Origin of the sequence: Methyloprofundus sp. (assembly GCF_965251085.1) — a bacterium.
In the GTDB taxonomy this organism is placed as follows: Bacteria; Pseudomonadota; Gammaproteobacteria; order Methylococcales; family Methylomonadaceae; genus Methyloprofundus.
On the sequence record NZ_OZ252594.1, the window covers coordinates 4196864 to 4222177 of the forward strand.

Genomic DNA, 25314 nt, shown 5'->3' on the forward strand with positions numbered 1-25314 from the left:
ACCTAAATCCTGCAAGCCCATATTTTGACTCTCATTAACCTGTCTAGCTAAGTGGTTATTAGGTTTTTACTGCCGCTTTGCCAGCCCTCTTTGTCCAACCGATCAAAATATCCAGATTTAAATCATAAATAGAGGAAATTTTTTGTATCGTATGGATATCCCCCGAGCCCAAGGCAATAAACACCCTGCCAACGTGCCATGACCTTTTAATCAAAGTGACTTAACTTCGGTTAATGTTAAGCGAGTAACCCCACCTTAACCCAATCATCCCATTCCTGTGGATAGAGCGGATCTGCAGGTGTTCTGACTCTCAGCTGATTATTGCCTGTGAGTAATTTTCCAGCCACCCGAATCAGATAAGTACGAAGTGTATCCGGCTCCCATTGGCACAACGTTTTGTTGCCACTCAATTGAGCCATCCAGCGCACGGTATTGTAGGCAAGAACGGCGCAATGAAATAATGCGGCATTAGCCAGAAATTGATTCGTTCTGATTTTACCTAAACCCATTTGTGATTTTGCTTCTTCAATCCATGTTTCGCACGTCGCTCGTTCACCATACTTCTTATGTGTTTGCCAAGGCGATAGAGGTTCAGTTGTTACATAACAAAAATAGTCATATTCTGCCGTATCCCAAAGCTCGGACTGAGGTCCTGTCACTTGTTTAGGTTGCTTTATCCTGACCGCGACAAACTGACGAGAGCGAGACCAGCCACCACAACGATATTGAAACTCGCTCTGCTCCCAACCGGGTCGGCCTTGTATGGCTGTCCAGGCCTGTTTGGCCAGCAATGCGTTCAAATTCTTAAGTTTAACCTTTATTAGATACCCATGCCCTCTGGTATCGAGAAATTCAAGCAAATCACCGACAAAATAACCACTGTCACCGCGAAAAATAATGCGCATCCGATTGGGCAAGTGTGCAAGTAACTGTTTGGTAAATTCTACAACACCATTGCTTGTAAAGGCATTGCCTGTCCGGAACCAGGCTTGTAAAATTTCTTTTGTTTCCGCTAGAAAAGCGAGTTGTGGATGGTATGAACGGGCACCTTTCTTTTTGGGGTTGAAGCCTTTGGCACTTCCTTCTTGTCGACCACAAACGGTGTCCACAGTTGAATCGACATCGACCCACTGGACGGATTGTATGCCAGTTTTCGATTTTCCGGAACGAAGCAATCGCCGCCAGTGTTGACCACGCAAAGTATGCGTGAGCGTTTCAAACTGGCTTATCTGCCTATCACTTACTTCTTTAAAGATCCGTAAAATTGTGGTTTCAACAGGAATCTTTATCCAGCCAGCTACTTTGCGCAGTACGCTATCTGCCCATACGGTCGTCACCTTTGCCATTGATGTTGCTCCCCCCATCATGCCAACCAACGTCAATAGAACCACATCAGATAAGTGATGGTCTGCATTTTCACCCCGCCGATGTGGAACGCTTTGTTTTACGGTTTTTTCAAAACCTATCCTGTCTAAATATTTCACGACGGGAATCAGTCCCGCCTGGCTTGTCAATCCATGTGCTGTAGATGTCATTTTTACCGTTCGGGTACGGTTTCTTACGTGAGATGAGGATTTTGATACTTTAGAGGGCTTCATTAAAACAATGAGATAGTGAAATCAGGAAAATGATATTATATCATTGTTTAATAAGGAGTTTTGTGGATTATTATGTATAATGCTTGCAGGATTTAGGTTACAGCTAAATTCAACTAAACCGTTCGAATCAGTGCTACCCGTGGCAAAAGTGGTTCCACTTAAGGCTACACTTGCTCCTACGCGTAACTCAAAGTCGAAAGTATGGACTGGTGTAGTTCCACTTTCAGTTTTGATGACTTGAGCCATAGCACGTTTACGATTGGTATAGGTACATTCTACAGTCTCACCTGGATCAAGCTTAATAATGGCTTCGCGTTTTTCCAGATCGATCGAAGAGTCAAGGACATTGTAACCATCTTCATCTGCATCATCCACACATTCCAGTTTAACCAGATCATACTCCGGTCCCGGATTACCTTCAGTGACCTTATAAGTTCCCATTTTGACATCCATAAAGGTCTCCATTCCTCCATGATCTAGCATAAAGTCATTGGGTGCCTCAATATCGTCAGTATAATCAAAACCTGTTCCATTCACTGGCTCAGTTAGCTTCTTGATAATAATCGTACCCAGTTTCTTGTTGGTAAACGAACATTTCTTAACCGCACCGAAATCAGGGTCATAATTGATCGTGAACGAGCAGCCAACACTAGCGGTGTTTTCCCATCCATCCTTCAAATCTTCTGTAATAACATACATTCCTTCCAGAAGTAGGAAGTCAGTACCTAGGCCAAGATCAGAGAATCGCTCAAAAGCTACGGGATTACTATCTGTCGTAGTCAATGTGATACCATTATCCCCAGTTCCCGGACCTTTAAGCGTCATTTCCCAACCATCTTCCAAACCTATAGGCATAGTTACCTTGTTAACTTCGGCAACTGCACTACCTGCACCGACGATATTGTTGAAGGTCACTGTATCCGAGCAGTCTGCAAAGACTGAATCAATATCAAGAGTAAGATCGACCGTTTGAGTAGTACCACCGGACGGTACAAGTCCACCGCATGCTCCTTCAATTACCGAATAACTATCTGGTTCAAGATCCATAATAGTCGTCATCTGTTGAATATCGCCCGCGCTAAAGTTAAGCTCTGGAAAGGCTACAGATTCATTAGAACTGTTCTTCACAGTAAAGTTACACTTAATCGTTTCAGAGCCCTGAAGAATGTCCGGAATATTCTTGATAATCGTGAGTTCAACCAAGGCACCGGCCGAAAATGTTGTGCTTGCATTTGCATCTACATTCGTGGCATCTGTTAGTGGTAGTTTGGCAATATCGCTGAGCGTACCAGTAGTATTAATAAAACGCGCCACTGTCACCGTCTTGGTAAACTGAATAGTACCTGAATCACTCTGTTTATTGGAAACCCACGTTATAGGACCCGTAGTTGAATTTCCAGGGGTATAGCCCTGAAAAGCACCTGTCACTCCAGTGGCTACTTGAACAGCTGAGAAAGTAAAGCCATTACCTATGATTTTTTCAACATCGGTGATAACGACATCGCTATTAACGACATCACCATCTCCAATATCAGAATTAGGCAATAAAAATGCCGCATCCAATTCGCCAACAACTATAAACACGCCTGGGTCGAGTATATCCTCGACTGCAAGTGTACAGGTCAATTCATTACGCAACTGGCGGCTACCTGGAGGTACAACATGGGTAAGCTTGAATGTCTCCATCCCGGGCTCAACCACTTCTTTTATCTCCTGGCTGTCAAGTTCAGATTCACTTCCTGCACCAGCTAACACACCCCACAGAACATCGGTACAATCATAAGTGACATCACGACTCGAAGGGTTTACTGCAGTTACCATCGAAGTTGCCGTGAGTGAAGAAGGATCCGTATCTCCCTTGGTAAATTCGACAGTTACGGTAACATCTTTAGTATTTGGGTTTTCGACCTTACAGGTATTCGCGAAATCGAAGGTCACTGGATTAGCACTTTTTGAAATTGTCCAGTTCAACAGACTATCTTCAACAGCACTCATTGATTTCGAGAGTTCCTGCGGCTGGATTTTCGATGGAATCGGGACACTCTGCGCGCCGGTTCCCGCGAAGATAAAGGATCGGGTACTTGAACCAGAGATGAGGCTCGAAGTTATAGCAAGACGTTCTACATAGTCCCACACGCAGCTCTTGTCTTTAGTTTGAGTAATCTCCAAAACCTGCACGATCTGTTCTATCGCGCCGCCGATTCCGAAGTCACCGGTGGAATTACCGCCAATCAGCGTCAACTGGCAATCAAAAGCACTTCCAGTCGAAAGCGCCGCATTAAACTCGAAATTGACCACGCGGTCAAAGCCAATTTTCAACGGGCTATTATCGACTAGGTTATCGGCACCAACGATGATCTGATAGGTCTCGTCTGCAGTCGCTAACCCAGAGGTATCGGACTCAATACGATGTGACACCAGATCCAGTTCTTCCCACTGCTTACCCAGATTACCGTCTGTGTATGCTGAATTATCACATGTCAAGACAGGAGGTGTAGCAGTTGCATCGTAGGTTCCTTCCGTAGATTTATCAAGACGACAGCCTTCAATATCGAAACCGATAGAGTTGCTGGGAGCCTTGCCTGGATCATAATCAGGCACCGGATCCGCGGCTAGTACCTGCCCTGAAAAAATCCCACTAAAAAAAACCAGTGTGATAATCATCAGTAGTTGTCTAACTGAATTTATAGTGACTCGTTGCAGCCACAGCTCAGGAGCTGAGAAGCAACAATCACCTGTTGTTATTCGCTTTTTCATGGTTCTATCCTCATAAAGTTATCTGAAGCAATTAGATCCAGATAAAAAATTTACTACATCACCTTTGAAAAGAGCATAATTCATACCAAATCCTTTACATCATTGTTTTATATGGCCATTTATCTTTTATTTATAAAAACAATAGCTATCTTATAAATAATCTGTAACGTTATGTTTGCATATCTGATGGATACCAATGACTAGACTTATCGTATCCAGTTGAAATGTAATGGTATTATTAGCGAAAATGTAAAATAAGAAAGTGTTACAAAATTGAAACATTAAATTTTGAATTACGCAGGACGCAACTCTATAACCATATATAGCAAGTGATTCTGAGTACGAATTCAGATATTTATACTAAGATTCCAACGTAAACTCATATTTAAAGCCTGACTAGTCATGAATAACGCTGAGTGCAGCAGTTCAAAATTATACCTAAATCCTGCAAGCATTATACATAATAATCCACAAAACTCCTTATTAAACAATGATATAATATCATTGTTTAATAAGGAGTTTTGTGGATTATTATGTATAATGCTTGCAGGATTTCAGACATCTTGATTCAGACGAAACTAATTTGAGACCATTTCCTAATTTTTTGCGGATGAAGTCAGCTCATAAATTAAGCGCAGATCGGTTCCTGGATAATTCAGTTCCGTTTGATTGAGTTGTTCAAATAACTTTTCTATTGCTTTATTACTTGCAGGTCGGGAAGTACTATGCACACGTATCCGAAGTTGTTTTTTTACTTCATCGGGTAATATATCTGCTTCTGTCACAAACAGCGTTTGTAATAGTTGCCTTGCCATCGGAAAGTCGATTGTCGGTGAGGTTAGCAGAGCGGCCATTGCTGTTTCTGCCCGATAAGCGATCATGTTGACAGTATCTATCAGCCGCTTTTTCCCTGGCAGAAGCTGTTCGAACTTATCTTCGTCTCTCAACTCTTGCCAGGTAATGTGTTTGGGCGTTTGGCTTAGTTGTTCCTTGATGGTTTTTAGTTCATTTTCATAATGCTCTATTTCTTCGAGTAATTCTGCTCGTTTTCTTTCCCATTTCTTGTATTTCACATCTTCCGTTTCATCTTTTTTAATCACCGGATGAAGTTCCATCGCTGCAAATCGAGATAGACGGTAATTGAGTTTGGATTGTATCGAATTACGCTGTCCTTCCTGTTGGCGCCTATCAGGGTTGACCACCTTTTGGGTATCGGATAGTGGCTCTATTCCATACTCCTGTAGCATGTCTAGCCCATAGTGGTGCTCCATATATCTAAAAAAGCTCTCTTGGCACCACCGGCTAAACATTCGCCCAGAAACAGCCGTCAATTCTAGTTCATAGGCTGTGGTAATAATACTGGCTTGGTGACCAGAATCAGTCAACTTGCGCACTTCTCTCATCCACATCGCCTGTTTTTTGGTTCCAACCAGACTGCCTCGTTCGGCGAGTTTCATGATGACTTTTTCACCACTCGGTAGGGTGATCTCCTGGCCGCGGAAAAATTGTCCAGTGGCCAATTTTCGGTGGGAAATTTATGATAGGTCATGCAAGCGACACGATGCTTGTTCCACATCTTTCTAAAGAATGCGGGGCTATAGCCTTCTCTATCAAACACCAGGATAAAACGACAGGCTTGTTTGTTTTGCTGCAATGCTTGTGCACTCGGTTGATTCGGAATGTCTTTGAGTAATCGGGGGACGATATCTTCTTCCAGCGTTTTTAGTAAGCCCGGATCCACCGTTTTTTCAACGACAAAGAAGGGACGCCCCGTACCATCATTAACCCAGTAGTCGGTGATACCCCGTAAGCAGAGTTTTTCGCGTGAAACATGCCGTTTGGGAAGTTTAGTCAAGCGTCCATGATAGACACGGACATGACCATCTATGTAGAGTGTTCCTGCTGCCTCTGGTTCATTTTCCATCCATTGTCGACTGAGGTCGGCCGCCCAGCTTTCAACTGATTCTGGATCAGACAGTCCTTTTACTTTGGTTCTTAAGCAACGCACTTCGGGAGCCCGATCCAGGCCAAGTAGTTTTCCGAATTCACCCGGTGCATGCTCGCGAAGTTGTTCGGTATTTTTGATGCGACATAGTCCCATAAAGGCGAGTAGCAATAGGATATGAAAGGTTTGATAATAACCTGTCAGTTTGCCAAGGTGGTGCTCAATATCATTTAATAAGCCATTGCTAAGTAACGCGGGCAATGCACATAACACACCGCCTTTAGGAACATCTAAACAGGATTCGAATTCGATTGAGGCTCCCTTTTCCTGCTCACCCAAAGCCGCCTGGATTCGCTCTTCTACTCGAGTGCAGGCCGTACCAAGCACATCGGCTGCACTGGCATCAATAATATCACGGGCTGATTTGGTACTGCCATCATTGGGGTCTATTGATACGGCAGACTTTTTTTTAAACGTCCATCACTGATCGCCTTGCGAAAGGTATCTGCCCGGATGCCTAATTCTTTAGCGGCTTCGTTAGGCGTCATACCTTGATCCAGATATTCCTGAGCTTGCTGCAAAACCTCAAGCGTAAAGAGTGGTCCTCCCTTGCGAGTCGGGCGAGGTTCAAAAAACGAATCAGCCCCTTTTTCTCGTAGTTGCCTTAATGAGCGCATAACACTACTTTTAGAGACACCAAAGGTTGTAATAATATCGATTGAACGACAGGAACCGGTATTGATGAGTTGAGAGGTGTGAAGTCTAAATAATCTCTTATTGTCAGCCTGGTGAGAATAGATCGGGATACCGCCGAGGAAATAAAACCACTCATCATTTCGGTTATCAACACTGACCTGATCATTTATAATAGTCGTACCCTGAGGAATTATTGGGAGCATGAGTTGCTGCATTAATTGAATACCTCGTATGATATGAGGGCTTAGTTTAACCTAAATGAGTACCATTTTCATTTCTTTAGCTGAAAATATCAATCATTTGACAATAATTCCCTAACCATTTAATTATATTGCCTAGTTTAAGTTTTAATGGATTTCTTTCAGGATAGCGAATCAAGATGTCTGAATCCATTCGGTATGTGGCTGAAATAGGGAAAATACTTTTTCATCATGGGGGATGGTTTCTCCCTCAATGACGCGTCGTCTGATCTGATCGACTTGTCGATCGCCATGCTGGAGAAAGGTTTGCATCTTAAGCAATAGGACTTCTGGAACCTTATAGGTGCTTATCAATAACGCATAACTTTGAGTGACTCGGTTCAGGTACTTTTGAGCCAAATCAATATAAACCTGATGTGCGTTACAAATCAAATCGGCCTGAGCCCGTTTTTTCTTTTCGTCCTTCGAGGTGGAATGACGCAGCTTTTGAATCCGTCTATATTGTCGTTTGAATTCAGTAAGGTTATGTTTATGTTGCCGCCAATCGGGAAGGGAGTATTCCTGGCTCCAGTAAACACACTGACGGAATAAGACCCGCATTACATCGTAAAGCAAGTTAATGTCGGTTGGAAAATGAACATCGGTCTTTAAGACCGACGAATCACAACGCCCCTGAATGGATACTGTGGACTCTAAATTCAGACATCTTGATTCAGACGAAACTAATTTGAGACCATTTCCTAATTTTTTGCGGATGAAGTCAGCTCATAAATTAAGCGCAGATCGGTTCCTGGATAATTGAGTTCCGTTTGATTGAGTTGTTCAAATAACTTTTCTATTGCTTTATTACTTGCAGGTCGGGAAGTACTATGCACACGTATCCGAAGTTGTTTTTTTACTTCATCGGGTAATATATCTGCTTCTGTCACAAACAGCGTTTGTAATAGTTGCCTTGCCATCGGAAAGTCGATTGTCGGTGAGGTTAGCAGAGCGGCCATTGCTGTTTCTGCCCGATAAGCGATCATGTTGACAGTATCTATCAGCCGCTTTTTCCCTGGCAGAAGCTGTTCGAACTTATCTTCGTCTCTCAACTCTTGCCAGGTAATGTGTTTGGGCGTTTGGCTTAGTTTTTCCTTGATGGTTTTTAGTTCATTTTCATAATGCTCTATTTCTTCGAGTAATTCTGCTCGTTTTCTTTCCCATTTCTTGTATTTCACATCTTCCGTTTCATCTTTTTTAATCACCGGATGAAGTTCCATCGCTGCAAATCGAGATAGACGGTAATTGAGTTTGGATTGTATCGAATTACGCTGTCCTTCCTGTTGGCGCCTATCAGGGTTGACCACCTTTTGGGTATCGGATAGTGGCTCTATTCCATACTCCTGTAGCATATCTAGCCCATAGTGGTGCTTCATATATCTAAAAAAGTTCTCTTGGCACCACCGGCTAAACATTCGCCCAGAAACAGCCGTCAATTCTAGTTCATAGGCTGTGGTAATAATACTGGTTTGGTGACCAGAATCAGTCAACTTGCGCACTTCTCTCATCCACATCGCCTGTTTTTTGGTTCCAACCAGACTGCCTCGTTCGGCGAGTTTCATGATGACTTTTTCACCACTCGGTAGGGTGATCTCCTGACTGGAAAAATTGTCCAGTGGCCAATTTTCGGTGGGAAATTTATGATAGGTCATGCAAGCGACACGATGCTTGTCCCACATCTTTCTAAAGAATGCGGGGCTATAGCCTTCTCTATCAAACACCAGGATAAAACGACAGGCTTGTTTGTTTTGCTGTAATGCTTGTGCACTCGGTTGATTCGGAATGTCTTTGAGTAATCGGGGGACGATATCTTCTTCCAGCGTTTTTAGTAAGCCCGGATCCACCGTTTTTTCAACGACAAAGAAGGGACGCCCCGTACCATCATTAACCCAGTAGTCGGTGATACCCCGTAAGCAGAGTTTTTCGCGTGAAACATGCCGTTTGGGAAGTTTAGTCAAGTGTCCATGATAGACACGGACATGACCATCTATGTAGAGTGTTCCTGCTGCCTCTGGTTCATTTTCCATCCATTGTCGACTGAGGTCGGCCGCCCAGCTTTCAACTGATTCTGGATCAGACAGTCCTTTTACTTTGGTTCTTAAACAGCGCACTTCGGGAACCCGATCCAGGCCAAGTAGTTTGCCGAATTCACCCGGTGCATGCTCGCGAAGTTGTTCGGCATTTTTGATGCGACATAGTCCCATAAAGGCGAGTAGCAATAGGATATGAAAGGTTTGATAATAACCTGTCAGTTTGCCAAGGTGGTGCTCAATGTCATTTAATAAGCCATTGCTAAGTAACGCGGGCAATGCACATAACACACCGCCTTTAGGAACATCTAAACAGGATTCGAATTCGATTGAGGCTCCCTTTTCCTGCTCACCCAAAGCCGCCTGGATTCGCTCTTCTACTCGAGTGCAGGCCGTACCGAGTGACTCGGCTGCACTGGCATCAATAATATCACGGGCTGATTTGGTACTGCCATCATTGGGGTCTATTGATACGGCAGACTTTTTTTTAAACGTCCATCACTGATCGCCTTGCGAAAGGTATCTGCCCGGATGCCTAATTCTTTAGCGGCTTCGTTAGGCGTCATACCTTGATCCAGATATTCCTGAGCTTGCTGCAAAACCTCAAGCGTAAAGAGTGGTCCTCCCTTGCGAGTCGGGCGAGGTTCAAAAAACGAATCAGCCCCTTTTTCTCGTAGTTGCCTTAATGAGCGCATAACACTACTTTTAGAGACACCAAAGGTTGTAATAATATCGATTGAACGACAGGAGCCGGTATTGATGAGTTGAGAGGTGTGAAGTCTAAATAATCTCTTATTGTCAGCCTGGTGAGAATAGATCGGGATACCGCCGAGGAAATAAAACCACTCATCATTTCGGTTATCAACACTGACCTGACCATTTATAATAGTCGTACCCTGAGGAATTATTGGGAGCATGAGTTGCTGCATTAATTGAATACCTCGTATGATATGAGGGCTTAGTTTAACCTAAATGAGTACCATTTTCATTTCTTTAGCTGAAAATATCAATCATTTGACAATAATTCCCTAACCCTTTAATTATATTGCCTAGTTTAAGTTTTAATGGATTTCTTTCAGGATAGCGAATCAAGATGTCTGAAATTAAGCAACTGATAACCCCAGCGAATGACTTCCGTATTAATGCGATCCATGATCTCAGGTGTAAATAACTTTAGATTATCTCTTAGGGTCTGTAAGCGATAGTTTTTGTCATCAAAAGTACCGTGCCCTAGCATCATTCTGAGGGTTCGATGTTCGTTGGCGAGCTCCTGGATACGATCGAAGTCTGCACCAAGTGCAGCCCGTAAGGTGCCTAATACCAGAATACGCCACTGCTCCATGCCGGGACGACCTTTATTTGATGCGACGGTAGCTGTTTCATCACGGCCTTTTTTGTTCTTGCGCGGGATGACTTCTTGAAGGATTTTGAAAACAGCTTCTTTCAAGGAGCCGGTTGTATAGATGTGTTGCAGGCCCAGCAGGATGAGTGGAATATCATCGCGTGATGCGACATCAATGACGATGTTGGCAATATCGACTTGTCCTATTTCCAGTTGTGGTGATATGACATTTCTCATGGTTTTTTGCGGCGAAGTTTTGGTAAAAGAGGGCTGGAATTAAAGGTTCGGTATTTGCCAATGCACTTTCTGGGTAAAAAGACCTATTTAAAAACAGTGACTTATATGTTTTGTATGAAAAATACTAAAATGGCAGTTTTTGAATCTTCAGTTATTTTATTAGCTGTTATTAGTAAATATTCGACTAACCCATCTATACAGCAATAAATAAAAAGAGTACGGGACACATCATCCAAAACCCTGTATAAAGGTGTTCATGGAAAGTGCCTCCCAACATTCAGCAGCGTGTCCGCAACGCATAGAGACAGGAGAAATCACAAAGTCTCCCTTTGCTCAAATTGTCATTGAACTGACACAAGCAGAGTATATACAGCTTAAATGGGATGCAAACTATTGGAAAGGACAGTATCACCAAGTCAAACAGAAAAATGAAGATCTTAAGCTAGAGCTTGAATCTGCACAGGCACGCATTCGAGACTTGAAACAACGCCTATTTGGCAAAAAAACTGAAAAAGGCGTTGCCAAGAGAAATAGTTCTGGAAGACATAATCATACTGATACACCTCGGCCTCGTGGCCAGCAAAAAGGTAGCAAGGGACACGGCCGCACTCCCCGTCCTGATTTGCCGATTATTGAAGAAGAGCATGACATTGCTGCTGAAAACACGTTGCGCCTAGTTTGTACAAAACCCTACAAGCTTCTGTCACAGACAGAGGATTCAAATATTGTTGAAATAAAGGTTAACAGCTATATTCGTCGTGTCAAACGAAAGGTGTATGTTCAGGGCTGTCAATGCGAGGGAGTCACCGGATTGATTACGGCTCCTCCTGCACCACGTCTTATCCCCAAAAGTGGTATTGGCATCTCGGTATGGAGAGAAGTTCTGCTTAACAAGTTTCTGTTCTCACGAGCACTCAATAATTTGTGTACAGATTACACACATCGAGGTCTATGCATTGCCCCTGGCACACTCACGGGTGGATTACAGAAGATAGCTCCGCTATTCGAACCGCTCGTCAATGAACTGGTTAAAAAACAACTCACCGAAGATCTATTCCATAATGATGAAACCGGCTGGAAAGTGTTTGAAATCATAGAGGGCAAAACGGGCTACCGCTGGTGGTTGTGGGTCACTCAGTCCCGTTCGGTAGTCTATTACATACTGGCACCTAGCCGTAGTGGTGATATACCCATCAAGTATTTTTCCGGACTGGATAAACACCTGGAACAGGTCATTGTGGTCTGTGATCGTTATAAAGGTTACATTCGGCTGGCACGGGAAATTCCACAGATCATACTGGCTTTCTGCTGGGCACATGTCCGCCGTGACTTTCTGGATGCCGCCAGAAGCTATCCGAAACTTGAAGCATGGATGCTTGATTGGGTCGAACTCATTGCCGAACTCTATCATCTTAACAAGCAACGCCTGAAAGAGTGGGACGAAACAAAAAGCCTGGAAACCCAGAATCAAGACTTCAAGCAACATCATCAAGCCCTTGAACAGGCAAGCCAAAAGATGAAAGAGCGTTACGAGCATTTACTGGAAGCGGAGAAAGAGAACAAAAACCTAGAGCGCATTCAATGCAAGATCCTAAACAGCCTGAATAACCACTGGAAAGGATTGATGGTATTCGTACTCAATCCCCAGGTACCCATGGACAACAATACTGCTGAGCGGCGCATGCGTAATCCCGGTATGGGGCGTAAAAACCATTATGGTTCAGGGAGTCAATGGAGTGCCAGACTGGCAGCCATGATGTTTTCACTGTTTCAGACAATCCTGTTATGGGGATTGAACCCACATCACTGGCTTCACGACTATCTAGATGCCTGTGCGAATAATGGTGGGCAGCCTCCCTCAGACATCCGCCCGTTTATTCCCTGGATGATGAGCGAGTCGCGCAAACAGCAGTTGAGCAAACCCTTGCCTGAACTGACTGCGACTCCACTCGAGTCAGAACAGCCCCAATCACCATGACACGGTATTGTGGACGAAACTTTAGCGAGCAGGAACTGGAACAGATGCGGAAATTGATTGCCGAGGATGCTGGGCGCACGCGTGCCGAACTTTCGCGCCTGACCTGCAGGATGCTTGATTGGTACAAGCCTGATGGGGGGCTCAAGGATATGTCATGCCGTGTTGCCATGCTGCGCATGGCAGAAGATGGACTTATCGCTCTGCCGCCACCACGGCGCAAACCACCCCCGCGACAGAAACTCAACTTTACTGAACAGACGGACCCGCAACCAGCGATCCTCCGGCCTGTTCATGAACTTGCGGCCATCCAGCTTTGTCCAGTCATCACCCGTGATCATTCACGACTATGGAATGAGTACATACATCGCTACCACTACCTGGGGCACAAGCCGCTACCCGGCGCACAGCTTCGCTACTTCGTCATCCTCGACGAGCAAATTATTGCAGCGCTCGGTTTTAGTGCGGCCGCCTGGCAAACGGCACCACGTGATCAGTTTATTGGCTGGAGCCACGAACAGCGACAAAGAAACCTGCCGTTAGTCGTGAACAATGCCCGTTTTCTGATTATGCCCTGGGTGAAATCCAAAAATCTTGCTTCCACTATTTTATCCATGATAGCTCGTCGCCTTCCTACACAATGGGAAGAGCGTTATGGCATCCGTCCGGTGTTACTGGAAACTTTTGTTGATACCGAGCGATTTGCAGGGACTTGTTACAAAGCCGCCAACTGGATCTACGTAGGTAAAACCAAAGGGCGCGGCAAGTTGGGACCTGCTGGTAAACAAAGCGTACCCATCAAAGACTTATGGCTTTATCCGCTGTGTCGTCAGTTTAGAAGCCACCTAACTCGCTGATTCCAGGTAGTATGTGTTGGTCGAATATTTACGACAATAATTCCCTAACCCTTTAATTATATTGCCTAGTTTAAGTTTTAATGGATTTCTTTCAGGATAGCGAATCAAGATGTCTGATCCTACAGTTTATCTTCCGGTTTGTTTAAATGGATAGCCAAATAGTGTCGCTGGCATTGTATTCTGTCTCGTCTCGCCTCGCCTTAGATGGGGAGCTAATATAACAAAATATAGTGTGCACCTCATGAGGAATATAAATAAATCATATCACTCATAAGATGCTCCACACAGGCTACTAATTGACCTTAATGATTATTGATGAACGTGTTCTACTCCTTCAGAATCATCTACGTCATGAAAATCAGTCAGTTCAAACTGTATCGCTTGTTGATTTGGAATTAAAGCCATCTCAGCTGAAATTTTTTGCCCGATATCCCCATTCTCGTCCTTTAAATAAATCTTGGGTAGGTGTAAGGTTGTAGTCCGAAAAGAGTAAACTGGGGGCATGTGGTGTTCTGGAAAGCCCAGTGCCTGCCAATTTTTTAAAGCCTGTTTTTGCTCATCATCAAGTCTAGGTAGAGGGCTAAAAGAAGGCGGCATATTCATTAATGTTGCCCCTCTTCCCACCGCCTTATTCCCACTCGTCACAGCATCGGTATAATTATCAAAATCCACACCTACGGGTGCATTATTACGAGCTCCTCCAGTATTATCAGAGGAGTGGCAAGCTAAGCAGTTAGTGGCAAAAACCTTGGCACGAATACCATTTTCTCCCTCATATACGGGTTCTATTGCTAAAGCATTATTTATTACCAGGCTGGAAGCAATAATCGTTAATAAGTTAGTTCTATTCATTTTAAATCCCTAATTAAATAAATTAACACACTGTTGTGCGTATAAAAATGTTTGAATCACTGTTGTTGTATATTGTTATGATCCAGTTCCCCCCATATGCCATGGGTATAGAAAAGGACTATATATCCATAATCTAAGGTAAAATTAAACCTGGAGAGCCTGCTGAACAGCAACATACTAAACGGATTCTAAGCTTAGTCGTATGACCAACAGGTTCCTTACAAAAACATTTCAGATTATTGTCATTATTGTATTTTTTGTGCTTCCAGTGGTGTTTGCAGGCTTATTACCCACGACTCCCATTCACATAGGCTGCCGTTAATTCATGTGCGGGAGATTCAAAAATCTGCTTACACTGCCCAAACTCGATTAAACAGCCCGCGCGTTCGCTGACCCAGAAAAAACCGGCATAATTTGCTATACGTTTGGCCTGGGCTAAATTGTGCGTGACGATGACGACCGTATAACGTCCCTGTAGGCGTTTAATCAGATCTTCTACGACGGCAGAGGAAATAGGATCCAGCGCACTGCACGGTTCATCCATTAATAATACTTTTGGCTTTAATGCTAATGCTCTGGCGATACAAAGGCGCTGTTGTTGTCCGCCCGATAACGCTTGTGCGGGTGAATCCAGGCGGTCTTTGACTTCATCCCATAAACCGACATCTTGTAAGGCTTGTTGCACAATAGTGTTTAATTCGCTTGGTTTGTTAATGCCATGTTCACGCAATGGCAGTTCAATATTGCGCCGGATAGATAAGGGGAAAGGCACTGGCTTTTGAAAAATCATGCCGATATCACGGCGTAATTTTAGTAAATCTAACGCCGGGTTGCGTAAATCGGTGTCATTAAAACGAATATTGCCGCTAACATGACAGTCAGGTAGCATATCGGTTAAGCGATTTAAAGCGGATAGAAAACTGGTCTTGCCACACCCCGAAGGCCCAATAAGCGCAGTAATGCAGCCTTCATAAATATTCAGGGAAACATTTTTCAAAGCGGGATTATCCCCGTAGTGCAACGATAGATTTTCCACACTCAGCAGTGTTTTTGGTTCACAGCAAGGCGGCCCATTTTGTAATGGCCCTAAGGTATAGCTCTCTGCTGGGGTTTGAGCTTCAGTCGATTCTGAGTTAATCAATAAGGGCTTCATAAGCTGATAATTCTCCTGTGCATCCAATGATTGGCAAGGCTGATGGAAACACTGTTGATAAGGAATAAAATAATGATGAGTACCAGGGCGGCTGAATTGGCATTGGCATCGCCGCCTGCCACATTCATGGATAAATCGTAAATATGTATCGATAAAGCGCGTCCCGAATCGAGCAATGAGTCGGGCATACGATCCACATAGCCACTGGTAAAAATCAGCGCAGCCGTTTCGGCACCCGCTCGACCAATGCCTAACATTAAACCAGCAATAAGGGCTGGCGTGGCGGCGGGTAATAGTAAATGCACTAATGCGGCACTGCGTGTCATGCCTAACGTGGCTGCTGCGAGCCGGTAATCATTCGGTACAGAGCGTAAGCCCTCTGTTGCGGTACGGATCAGTATCGGTAAAACCATGCAGGCCAGCGTCAGTCCACCGGATAAAATGGAAAACCCCAAACCTAAATAAATGCAAAAAAACGCATTACCAAATAAGCCAAAAACAATGGAGGGGATACCCGCGAGTACATCCAGACTACGTTCCACAAAACCAGCAAAAGCACTGTTTTGTGCTGTAAATTCAGTTAGCAATACCGCTGTCGCTAAGCCTAGCGGTGCAGCCGTTGCGATAGCAACCAGTAGAATGAGTCCGGTTGATACGATAATGGGGCCGATTCCTCCTGCACGTCCTGTATCTTGTGGGGGTTCAATAAGGTATGACCAAGAGATCCCCGCTAAGCCAGCGCTGATAATATCAACCAGTAAACATAAAAATACGCCAGTCACTAGCAATGCGGATGACCAGATCAACCAAGTCGCTATGGTATTTTTAGACATAAGCTGACTGCCTTTTAAACATTTCAGCGCTACTGACCAGCAGTAAAACCATCAGCATTAAAGCTAAGCCGGTGACAAATAAAGCAGCACGATGATCACCCATTGCATAAGACATTTCCAAGGCAATATTGGCGGTCAGCGTGCGCACAGAATCAAATAAACTGTGTGGAAGTTGCACAACATTGCCAGCCACCATTAGTACCGCCATGGTTTCACCTATGGCGCGTCCGGCGGCGAGCATCACGCCAGAGGTAATGCCTGAGTGCGCGGCGGGTAGCACAATATTTTTAATCATAGCCCAGCGCGATAAGCCGAGTGCGGCGGCTCCTTGATGATAGGCGATGGGTACGGCAAGTAATGCAGAATCAACGGTTAAAGCCACTGTTGGTAGAATCATCAGCGCAAGAACTAAAATGGCAGTCAGTAAACTCACGCCGGGCGGATGGATCTGGCCGATTAAGGGCGCTAAGGTGGTTAACCCCCAAAGCCCATAAACGACCGAAGGAATACCTGCTAATAGTTCTATTAAACGACGATACCACGCTGCCAGAGTGGGTGGTGCATAATAACGACTGAACAATGCGGAGGCAATGCCGAAAGGTGTGGCCAGTAATAATGCGCCAAAGGTCGAAAGCAATGTTGCTGACAGCATGGGCGTTATATTGTATAAGTCGTGCGCCGGATGCCAGGAGGTATCACTGACAAATCGCCACACTGATACGTGGCGCAAAACGGGCCAGGATTCATTCAGCAAAAAGACTAAAATCAACAGCACGACAGCTGCTGAAATCAGAGCACAGAGCCGTAGTATTAACGCGAGATTTTTATCAGTGTGCGACTGGGACAAAATATTGTGCCTCGATAAGGTCATTGACCTGTGCTGAGCTGGCAAAGTCAATAAAGTCTTTCGCCGTGCCAGTAGGTGCTTCGCGGGTGACTAAATTTAACGGTCTGGATAAGGGAAAGCTATGGTTCAGTACATTTGCTACTGAAGCTGCTATACCCTCAAGCGGTAGCAATTGAATGGGAATATTATGGGTGGCCGCATACTCTGCTGCACCGATTGACACATAGCCAATGGCATCAGGGTTACCGGCAACTGTTTTAATACCTTGCTGGTTATCACCAATGATGACGTGTGGTTTAACGTCGGTGCTTTCCAGACCGAAATGATGTAGAAATAATTCCAGAGTGGAATGCCCTGCTGATTTATTAACCACAGTAATCGGCGCATCCTTACCCCCAACGGCTTGCCAATTGACGATTTTACCAGTGTAAATATCGATAATTTGCTGTTTATTAAGGACGGTGACAGGGTTTGCTTGATTAATAATGATACTGATACCGTCTAAAGCAATCGTAAAACTTAACAGTTCACTTTCTTTTTCTTTCAGTGCGCGTGACGCCATACCGATATTAGCCAGTCCAGCACGAACATCGTTAACACCACGAGATGAACCCCCAGTTTGTACATCAACCCGGACATTAGAATGTAAGGACTCAAAGCGTTTGCCAATTTCTGAAGCTAAAGGTGCTACGGTGCTAGACCCCGTTAATACCAGTTTTTCGATGCTATTATTGGCTTGCCCGGAGTCGGTTTTAAAATAACCCCAAGTTGTTGCTGCCATGATTAAACTTATTGCCAATAGTCCTAATTTTTTCATTGTGATCAGTGCTAGTTTTTATTGATTTTGTTGTTAAGTGGTATATATAAAATAAAGACTTTTTCGGCCACACATTTAAAACGGGACAATCGTAGGGGAGTAGGCTTTAGCCTACACGAATTACCCATCTGCTACACGTGTAGGCTAAAGCCTACTCCCCCTCCACGTGCTCTGTCTTACACGATTCAGTAATTTACTCTGAGTGTCTCGTGTTAAATTTGAAGCCACTTTTTGCATTTAAAACTGTTATATTTTGAACATAGGGTGTGCTGAGGCACGAAGCGCACCTTGTTGGACGAAGCCGCTATCGCGGAGAAAAACAGCGCATCCCTTAAATTTAAAGTGTAACCTCATTGCCTGTTATATGCATAACAGGTAACTTGTAAGCTCATCCAACTAACAATAATGAGGTTACACTGTTATGACACCATCGATAGAGCTTAAATTCAACCATTATTATATCCAGCACTGTAAGCATTTAAAGCTTAAGGGACTGCAACCCAAAACCATTGACGCTTATTCACGCGCTATTCGCCGTATCGGGGAACACTTTCAGGGGCATCTGGATAACTTAACGCAAGATCAACTGGTGGATTATTTTCATGCTCTTTTAAGCCGCCTTTCCTGGAGTGCCGTGAAACTAGATCTCTATGGTCTCAAGTTTTTCTATACACATGTGCTACAAAAGCCGTGGGTTGATGTGCTAATGATTAAACCACCACGATGTACGCGTATACCCGATATTGTCACTGTGGTTGAAGCACAACAACTGTTTATGTCGACCCGTAATCTAAGCTATCGAGTTTTTTATTTTACGATTTACAGTCTAGGTTTACGTTTGGGCGAGGGCTTAAGCCTGAAAGTAGGTGATATTGATGCGACACGCATGCGGGTACATATTCGCAATGCCAAAGGCAATAAGGATCGGCTTGTGCCTTTGCCTGTGAATACCTTGAAGGTGTTGCGTAAGTTTTGGGCTGTGCATAAAAATCCAGTGCTGGTATTTCCCAACCGTGCCCGGGGTCTAAAAGGTGCACATCTTGCTGAATCCCCCCTTGATCGCGGTGGCATCCAGAAGACAATCCGTCTTGTGACGCAAGAAATGGGACTAAAAAAAAGATTTCCTGCCACTCGCTGCGCCACAGTTACGCCACTCACCTGTTAGAAGCCGGGGTTGATTTAGTTGAGTTGCAGAAGATTCTGGGCCATACCAGTTTAGTAACCACGGCTCGCTATACGCATTTGACCGATATTACCGATGAGAATGCAGAGCTGCACATTAATCAGTTAGTCAATGACTTTTCTATTCACTGGGGGCAGATTTCATGATAACCCTAGCTGCAGTGATTGATCAATTTCAGTCTGACTTTTTAAGCGAGTATCAATCTCGTTTACGCTCCAATCAGATCAGTGCATTACATGCCATGAAGAGCTGTCGGACACAGCTGAGTCCTGTGATGCAGGTTAACTGTGCAGACTGTGACTATCAAACCTTTGTGCCTCATTCCTGTGGCCAGCGTAACTGCCCGCATTGTCAACATCATGAGAGTCAACAATGGATTGAACGACAGGTACAAAAACAAGTCCCTGCTGATTATTTTATGAATACCTTTACCTTACCTGCGCAGTTAAGGTCGTTAGCCAGGCAGCATCCGCGGTTACTTTACAGTATGATGTTTGACTGTGCCTGGGCGACTTTACAGAGTTTTAGTAAAAATGATAAGCAGTTGCAAGGCGATGCCGGGGCGATTGCTGTCTTACATACACACTCACGCGAATTAAATTATCATCCGCATATTCATGTCATTATGCCTGCGGCAATCGTGGATAAAATCAAGAAGCTCTGGCGCACTAAGGAAGGCAAATACCTGTTTCATCATAAAGCACTAGCAAAAGTATTTCGTGCAAAGATGCTAGCGCGTATGAACGAAGAAAAGTTGCCATTTCCCACAGCTATTCCGGAAAAATGGGTGGTCGATTGTAAGTTTGTCGGTGCAGGCGATAAAGCATTGATATATCTGGGTCGATACCTGTATCGTGGTGTGATTCGTGAACAGGATATCTTATCCTGCCAAAATGGCAAAGTAACCTACCGTTATCAAGACAGCAAAACCAAACGCTATCAAACCAAAACGGTATCGGGGGCTAAATTTCTGTGGCTGGTGCTGCAACATGTTTTGCCTAAAGGCTTTCGTCGTGCGCGCAATTATGGCTTTTTACATCCGAATAGCAAGGGTGTTATTAAGTTGATTCACTCCCTGCTAAAGTTTGACCCGACGAAGATATTGCGTGCACTCAAAGTACGGCCGGCATTCAGTTGCAAATGTTGTGGCGGGGCGATGGTTGTTGGGCGTCGGCAAATACCCAGGGTGGAAATAATGTTTCAGCCTTTGCCAACTTAACAATTGGAATCACTAGCGCTTATGTAAATTTAAACACTTCGACCCAGGCTATCAGCGGATTAAATGCTGAGGGAGTTGCTTGGGCTAAAATCGGAGATTAAGGCAGAATTTTGCTCCGATACTTGGACTTTGAGAGTTGACTGCAATGGACAACGCTCAAAGTTCAGTTAAACAGGTAAAAACAGAGGTTCGATTCATCAGTCGGGCTGATCAACAAAAAGCTATTTTCATAGAGCGCATTAAATGAATTCCTACTATCGTGCCGGGCTTGTCCAACAAACGGTTCAGATTGTGGCTCGCTTCGCGATCACAATCTAACCTTATTCGTTATAATGATGCGTTTCGTGCCTCAGCACATCCTACATTCGTATATTATTAAATTTTTGCTCGTATGCTCTGCGTGGGAACTATACGGAATGCTTGATGTTAATTTATTTTTGTCGCTTCTGTCTATATTGGGTTAAAGCGTAATCTAAGCTCCATTTTCCAGGTCCATTAAATAGCAGTGGCATAAACATGATCAGATAAAGCAGTGGTAGTTTAAAATTACCGTGGCCTTTATCGCTAATTGCGTAGCCTTGCCATAGTTCAGCCAGCGTGTTCCACTCGTCAGGCCAATGCACGGTATTAATTGCAACGAGGGTGAGTATGATCAGGGCTAAGGAAAAGAAGCGTGTCCCAAGGCCCAGTAATAAAGCAATGGCACCGATGATTTCAATCCAGGTGCCCATAGTCCAAAGCATGTCGTTGGATAACAGGCTGAATGGCAGAGGGAAAGTGATATGACTAAACCAGTTTTCGCCAGAATATTTCATCATCCCGGCCTCCCAGAACTCATAAGCGAGAATCAGACGAAATAAGAAGGGCGGTAATGGGGCAGCATAGTCGTTAAGTAAAGCGATCATTTTGTCATAGACAGTAAATAGCGATGAATGCTTAAGGCTTTGGTAAATGCCATGGCCACAGCTCGATGTTGTGTTATTCATTGATTGCGTGAGATTATTGTTCATGCTGGACTCCGATAATAATATGTTGGATCTTTAGTTGCTGCAAGATATCAACGCCGAAAGGCAGAATGGTTTCAGGATCGCTATAATGCAGTTCATCCGCTAACTCAAGTAACGCCTGCTTGCCAGTATTCAATCCCTGCTGCAATAATTCAATTAAGCGGGCTGTCACGGCATTCAGTTCAATAAAATGAATTTTAAAATCAGCATCTCTGATGCCAGCTAAAATAATTGATTCTTGCGGGCAGAAACCAAAAGGGTCAGACTCCATTGAAAATGATAAGTTATTATCGCTGCTATTCGATATGAGCAATCATGATTCAGTAGATATCCCCGTTCTGGATTGGTGCTTCTAATACCCCGTCTTTTGCTGAGAGAGGTTTGTGTAGTTCGGTTATTGTTGTTATTAAGTATTTGCTATTTTCATCACTTTAACAGATGACCTATTGTTAATCGTATTTTCCTTTTAGCTCATCAGTAAAACAAAAAGATTGCTTAATTTCAATATCCAGTTCAGTAATTAACTCTGACTCGTCAGTTAACACTTTGTTTTTATTTTTTTATCTTGGCTTTTTTATTCCTAGTCTTTACTAGCTTACTTTCCTATACAAAACGAGCTAAAAATTTTCCCCAGAAGATCATCGGAAGTAAACTCTCCGGTAATTTCTGCTAGATGGTTCTGAGCCTGTCTAAGGTCTTCGGCAACCAATTCACCTGCTTGATGATGTTGTAACTGGTTCAGCGCGTTCTGGACGAATTGCATACCCTGAGTTAATGCTTCTGTGTGTCTGCGCCGGGCGATAAAAACATTATCTGCTGCGCCATCAAAGCCGACACTTTGTTTCAGGTGCTGGGTTAATAAATCCATACCTATCGATTTTTTTATCGACAGATAAATTTGTGTGCCATTTTCATTTTCTTCAATTGCGGGCGGAATTCCGCACAAATCTATTTTATTGTAAATTCTGGTTAGGCTTACATCTTCAGGTAAAGTCTTTAATAGGCTATCTGGTTCTGGGTCATTGACATCTATCAGTAGTAAAACTTTATCCGCTTTTTCGATTTCTGCATGCGCGCGGCGTATGCCTTCTTGTTCTACTGCATTTTCGCTTTCCCGCAAGCCAGCTGTATCGATAATATGCAATGGCATACCATCTATTTGTATGCGCTCTTTCAGTACATCACGAGTTGTGCCGGCTATATCGGTCACAATGGCCGCTTCGTGGCCAGCCAATGCATTGAGCAAGCTGGATTTGCCAGCGTTAGGCTTGCCGGCAAGGACCACTGTCATTCCATCGCGTAATAAACGTCCCTGCTGTGCAGTACCTAAAATCTTTTTAATGGTTTCTAACAGGCGCTTAACTCTATTTTCCACGACTCCATCGCCTAAGAAATCAATTTCTTCATCGACAAAGTCTATTGCTGCTTCTACATAAATTCGCAACTCGGTTAGTTCTTCGACTAATTCGTTAACCTGCCGAGAGAAAACTCCTTGCATGGACTGCTGTGCCGAGCGAGCTGATTTTTCGGTGCTGCTTGCTATTAAATCTGCTATGGCTTCTGCCTGTGCCAAATCCAGCTTACCGTTTAAAAACGCGCGCTCAGAAAATTCTCCTGGCTTAGCTATGCGCCCGCCTAAAGACAATATACGCTTTAATAGCATATCCATAATGACGGCTCCACCATGGCCCTGAATTTCTACGGTATCTTCTCCGGTAAATGATGCAGGATTAGGAAAAAATAGCGCTAAACCGGAGTCTATAATGCTGTTATCAGCGTCATAGAAAGATGCGTAATGCGCATGACGCGCCTGCAGGTCTTTATTCATTAATTGCTGGGCAATGTGTTTCGCTTTGTTGCCTGAAATTCTGATAATACCGACACCGCCATTTCCCGGTGGCGTAGCAATAGCGGCTATGGTGTCTTGCTGAGTGATATGCATGGTTTAGGTTCAATAAATACCTGAGTAAAATCAGTATAACAAAAAAATTAATACGAAAATCAATAGCTAAAGCTATCGCATTCCAGAGTTCAATCCGCCAAACAAAAAAAGCCGAATCAGCATCAACTGATTCGGCTTTTTAGTATTTATTGAGTGCTGTTGTTAACCTTTGCCAACAATTTTTTTGGTAATAAACCACTGTTGAATAATCGACAGGGTATTATTGGTTACCCAGTATAAAACCAGTCCTGCTGGGAAGAACAAGAAGAACACGGTAAATACGATAGGGAACATGCGCATGATCTTTGCTTGCAATGGATCAACAGGTGCAGGGTTTAATCTTTGTTGAAGAAACATTGTAATACCCATGATTACAGGTAAAACAAAATAAGGATCTTTGACTGACAAGTCATGAATCCACAGAATAAAGGGGGCCTGTCTTAGTTCAACCGTTTCAATTAATACCCAGTAAAGCGAAATAAATACTGGAATTTGCACCATAATGGGTAAACAACCCCCCATCGGATTTACTTTTTCCTTACGGTATAAATCCATCATTTCTTGATTAAAACGCTGCCTGTCATCGCCGTAGCTTTCTTTTAACTGCGCTAAACGTGGCTGTAACGTACGCATCTTCGCCATTGATTTATAGCTGGCTGCCGACAGTGGGAAAAATATCAACTTGATACAAAAAGTGACTCCCATAATGGCAAAGCCCCAGTTACCTACATACGAATGAATGAAATTCAGCGCTGCATAAATAGGTTTACCAATAATTGTCAGCCAACTGTAATCAACTGTTAATTCTAAACCGGGAGCAACCGCTTCCATCATAGGCTGAATTTTCGGGCCAACAAATAATTGGCTATTGAAAACTTCAGTACTATTTGCCGCAACTGTGCGCGGGTCAGAATAAGATCCGATCACAAAGCGTGAGTTGCTCAATTCTTTAGTAAAGTAATGCTCTTCATTTTGCGCAGGCGGTACCCAGGCAGTGGCAAAATAATGTTGGATCATTGCTGACCAACCGCCGACACTTTTGACCTTCAGGTCTTCTTCGGCCATATCTTCAAAATCAATTTTCTGATATTTATCTTCCTCGGTGTAAACAACAGCGCCTGCATAGGTACGGATAAAAGTGTTACCCTTGCCATCGGTGAAAGGCACTCTAAGCAACTGAGTATATTGTCTCCCCGTCCAGTCATTAGCAGACTGATTATCAATTTTTTGCTCTAATGCAACGACATAACTACCACGCTTAAAGGTGTATGTCTTGGTGTATCTTAGCCCCGTATTATCGGCCCAGGTTAAAGGCACTATCAGCGTGTCTTCGCCTGCATTAAGCTGGTAGTTTGCTTGCGCAGAACTTAATTCGGTATTGTGATTGGGTAGCTTGGTTGATTGGCCGCTGGTTAGCAGTCCACTCTGACCTAGAAATAGCTTTTCAGCACTACTGTTAAATAAACGAATCGTGGCTTCTTCGCCTTTAACAATTGTATAATCCAGCAGGTCAAGATTACGTATTGTTCCGCCTTGAGTGTCTATTTCCAGTTGGTATACATCTGTTGTAACAGTAATAATGTTATCGGCTACATTTTCGGAAAATGGCAATTCAGCTGCGTCGGGATTATTATCTGCATTAATAGTAATTGGGTTACCATTCGCATCAATCGTTGTTTGTGCAGTAACTTCTGGCTTGGGGCCAAAGTCTACTTGCCATGCTTCCCATAGCATTATAGAAATCATCGACAGAATGACGATGAGTATAAACCTTATATTCTCCAT

20 protein-coding genes and 2 pseudogenes are annotated in these 25314 nt (G+C 43.8%); 4 read left to right on the forward strand and 18 right to left on the reverse strand.

All coding sequences use genetic code 11. From position 1 onward, the window contains the following. Positions 1–236: 236 nt before the first annotated feature. The 9 genes and pseudogenes from ACQY3F_RS19680 to ACQY3F_RS19720 all read right to left on the reverse strand — a co-directional run. Positions 237–1598: an IS1380 family transposase gene (locus ACQY3F_RS19680; RefSeq protein WP_428352972.1), complete on the reverse strand. Its 1362-nt coding sequence runs from the start codon at positions 1596–1598 to the stop codon at positions 237–239. Between the two features lie 21 nt (positions 1599–1619). Continuing rightward, positions 1620–4355 carry a hypothetical protein gene (locus ACQY3F_RS19685; RefSeq protein ID WP_428356751.1) on the reverse strand — a complete coding sequence of 912 codons (2736 nt, stop codon included), beginning with the start codon at positions 4353–4355 and terminating at the stop codon, positions 1620–1622. Between the two features lie 596 nt (positions 4356–4951). Then, entirely contained in the window at positions 4952–5875 is a 924-nt protein-coding gene (locus ACQY3F_RS19690) for a putative transposase (protein WP_428356752.1), read from the reverse strand. Next, positions 5809–6687 carry a putative transposase gene (locus tag ACQY3F_RS19695; RefSeq protein ID WP_428356753.1) on the reverse strand — a complete coding sequence of 293 codons (879 nt, stop codon included), beginning with the start codon at positions 6685–6687 and terminating at the stop codon, positions 5809–5811. The genes ACQY3F_RS19690 and ACQY3F_RS19695 overlap by 67 nt, the downstream gene beginning before the upstream one ends. A gap of 59 nt (positions 6688–6746) precedes the next feature. Further along, positions 6747–7211, reverse strand: a complete 465-nt coding sequence (locus ACQY3F_RS19700; RefSeq protein ID WP_428356754.1) for a hypothetical protein — start codon at positions 7209–7211, stop codon at positions 6747–6749. Positions 7212–7370: 159 nt separating this feature from the next. Continuing rightward, on the reverse strand, positions 7371–7811 hold the full coding sequence (locus ACQY3F_RS19705) for a hypothetical protein (protein WP_428357806.1): 441 nt from the start codon (positions 7809–7811) through the stop codon (positions 7371–7373). A 125-nt stretch (positions 7812–7936) separates the two neighbouring features. Further along, positions 7937–9733 carry a putative transposase gene (locus ACQY3F_RS19710; RefSeq protein ID WP_428357611.1) on the reverse strand — a complete coding sequence of 599 codons (1797 nt, stop codon included), beginning with the start codon at positions 9731–9733 and terminating at the stop codon, positions 7937–7939. After that, positions 9730–10194, reverse strand: coding sequence for a hypothetical protein (locus tag ACQY3F_RS19715; protein WP_428353676.1), 465 nt, complete (start codon positions 10192–10194; stop codon positions 9730–9732). The genes ACQY3F_RS19710 and ACQY3F_RS19715 overlap by 4 nt, the downstream gene beginning before the upstream one ends. A gap of 176 nt (positions 10195–10370) precedes the next feature. Beyond that, positions 10371–10844, reverse strand: a pseudogene (locus ACQY3F_RS19720) (ISNCY family transposase); the annotation flags it as partial. Between the two features lie 256 nt (positions 10845–11100). On the opposite strand from ACQY3F_RS19720, the gene tnpC reads away from it, so the two are divergent. Continuing rightward, positions 11101–12822: an IS66 family transposase gene (gene tnpC / locus ACQY3F_RS19725; protein WP_428356756.1), complete on the forward strand. Its 1722-nt coding sequence runs from the start codon at positions 11101–11103 to the stop codon at positions 12820–12822. Continuing rightward, positions 12819–13676 carry a Druantia anti-phage system protein DruA gene (locus ACQY3F_RS19730; protein ID WP_428356757.1) on the forward strand — a complete coding sequence of 286 codons (858 nt, stop codon included), beginning with the start codon at positions 12819–12821 and terminating at the stop codon, positions 13674–13676. The genes tnpC and ACQY3F_RS19730 overlap by 4 nt, the downstream gene beginning before the upstream one ends. Positions 13677–13985: 309 nt before the next feature. Here the strand turns inward: ACQY3F_RS19730 and ACQY3F_RS19735 are convergent, their stop codons facing one another. From ACQY3F_RS19735 to ACQY3F_RS19755, 5 genes are all read right to left on the reverse strand, one after another. Continuing rightward, entirely contained in the window at positions 13986–14528 is a 543-nt protein-coding gene (locus tag ACQY3F_RS19735; protein WP_428356758.1) for a c-type cytochrome, read from the reverse strand. 286 nt (positions 14529–14814) lie between these two features. Beyond that, positions 14815–15525, reverse strand: a complete 711-nt coding sequence (locus ACQY3F_RS19740; protein WP_428356759.1) for a phosphate ABC transporter ATP-binding protein — start codon at positions 15523–15525, stop codon at positions 14815–14817. Between the two features lie 152 nt (positions 15526–15677). Then, a complete protein-coding gene (gene pstA / locus ACQY3F_RS19745) occupies positions 15678–16514 on the reverse strand; it encodes a phosphate ABC transporter permease PstA (RefSeq protein WP_428356761.1) in 837 nt (278 codons plus the stop codon). Continuing rightward, entirely contained in the window at positions 16507–17385 is an 879-nt protein-coding gene (gene pstC / locus ACQY3F_RS19750) for a phosphate ABC transporter permease subunit PstC (RefSeq protein ID WP_428356763.1), read from the reverse strand. The genes pstA and pstC overlap by 8 nt, the downstream gene beginning before the upstream one ends. After that, positions 17342–18142, reverse strand: a complete 801-nt coding sequence (locus ACQY3F_RS19755) for a phosphate ABC transporter substrate-binding protein (protein WP_428356764.1) — start codon at positions 18140–18142, stop codon at positions 17342–17344. The genes pstC and ACQY3F_RS19755 overlap by 44 nt, the downstream gene beginning before the upstream one ends. Before the next feature lie 457 nt (positions 18143–18599). Between ACQY3F_RS19755 and ACQY3F_RS19760 the strand changes: the two are divergent. Together ACQY3F_RS19760 and ACQY3F_RS19765 are read left to right on the forward strand one after the other, a co-directional pair. Beyond that, positions 18600–19507, forward strand: a pseudogene (locus tag ACQY3F_RS19760) (tyrosine-type recombinase/integrase). Then, a complete protein-coding gene (locus ACQY3F_RS19765) occupies positions 19504–20580 on the forward strand; it encodes an IS91 family transposase (RefSeq protein ID WP_428352924.1) in 1077 nt (358 codons plus the stop codon). The pseudogene ACQY3F_RS19760 and the gene ACQY3F_RS19765 overlap by 4 nt, the downstream one beginning before the upstream one ends. A gap of 431 nt (positions 20581–21011) precedes the next feature. On the opposite strand, the gene ACQY3F_RS19770 is transcribed toward ACQY3F_RS19765, so the two are convergent. The 4 genes from ACQY3F_RS19770 to yidC form a co-directional block, all read right to left on the reverse strand. Beyond that, entirely contained in the window at positions 21012–21590 is a 579-nt protein-coding gene (locus ACQY3F_RS19770) for a DoxX family protein (RefSeq protein WP_428356766.1), read from the reverse strand. Beyond that, on the reverse strand, positions 21580–21858 hold the full coding sequence (locus tag ACQY3F_RS19775) for a hypothetical protein (RefSeq protein WP_428356768.1): 279 nt from the start codon (positions 21856–21858) through the stop codon (positions 21580–21582). The genes ACQY3F_RS19770 and ACQY3F_RS19775 overlap by 11 nt, the downstream gene beginning before the upstream one ends. Before the next feature lie 324 nt (positions 21859–22182). Continuing rightward, entirely contained in the window at positions 22183–23529 is a 1347-nt protein-coding gene (mnmE, locus tag ACQY3F_RS19780) for a tRNA uridine-5-carboxymethylaminomethyl(34) synthesis GTPase MnmE (RefSeq protein ID WP_428356770.1), read from the reverse strand. A gap of 162 nt (positions 23530–23691) precedes the next feature. Next, on the reverse strand, positions 23692–25314 hold the full coding sequence (gene yidC / locus ACQY3F_RS19785) for a membrane protein insertase YidC (RefSeq protein ID WP_428356771.1): 1623 nt from the start codon (positions 25312–25314) through the stop codon (positions 23692–23694).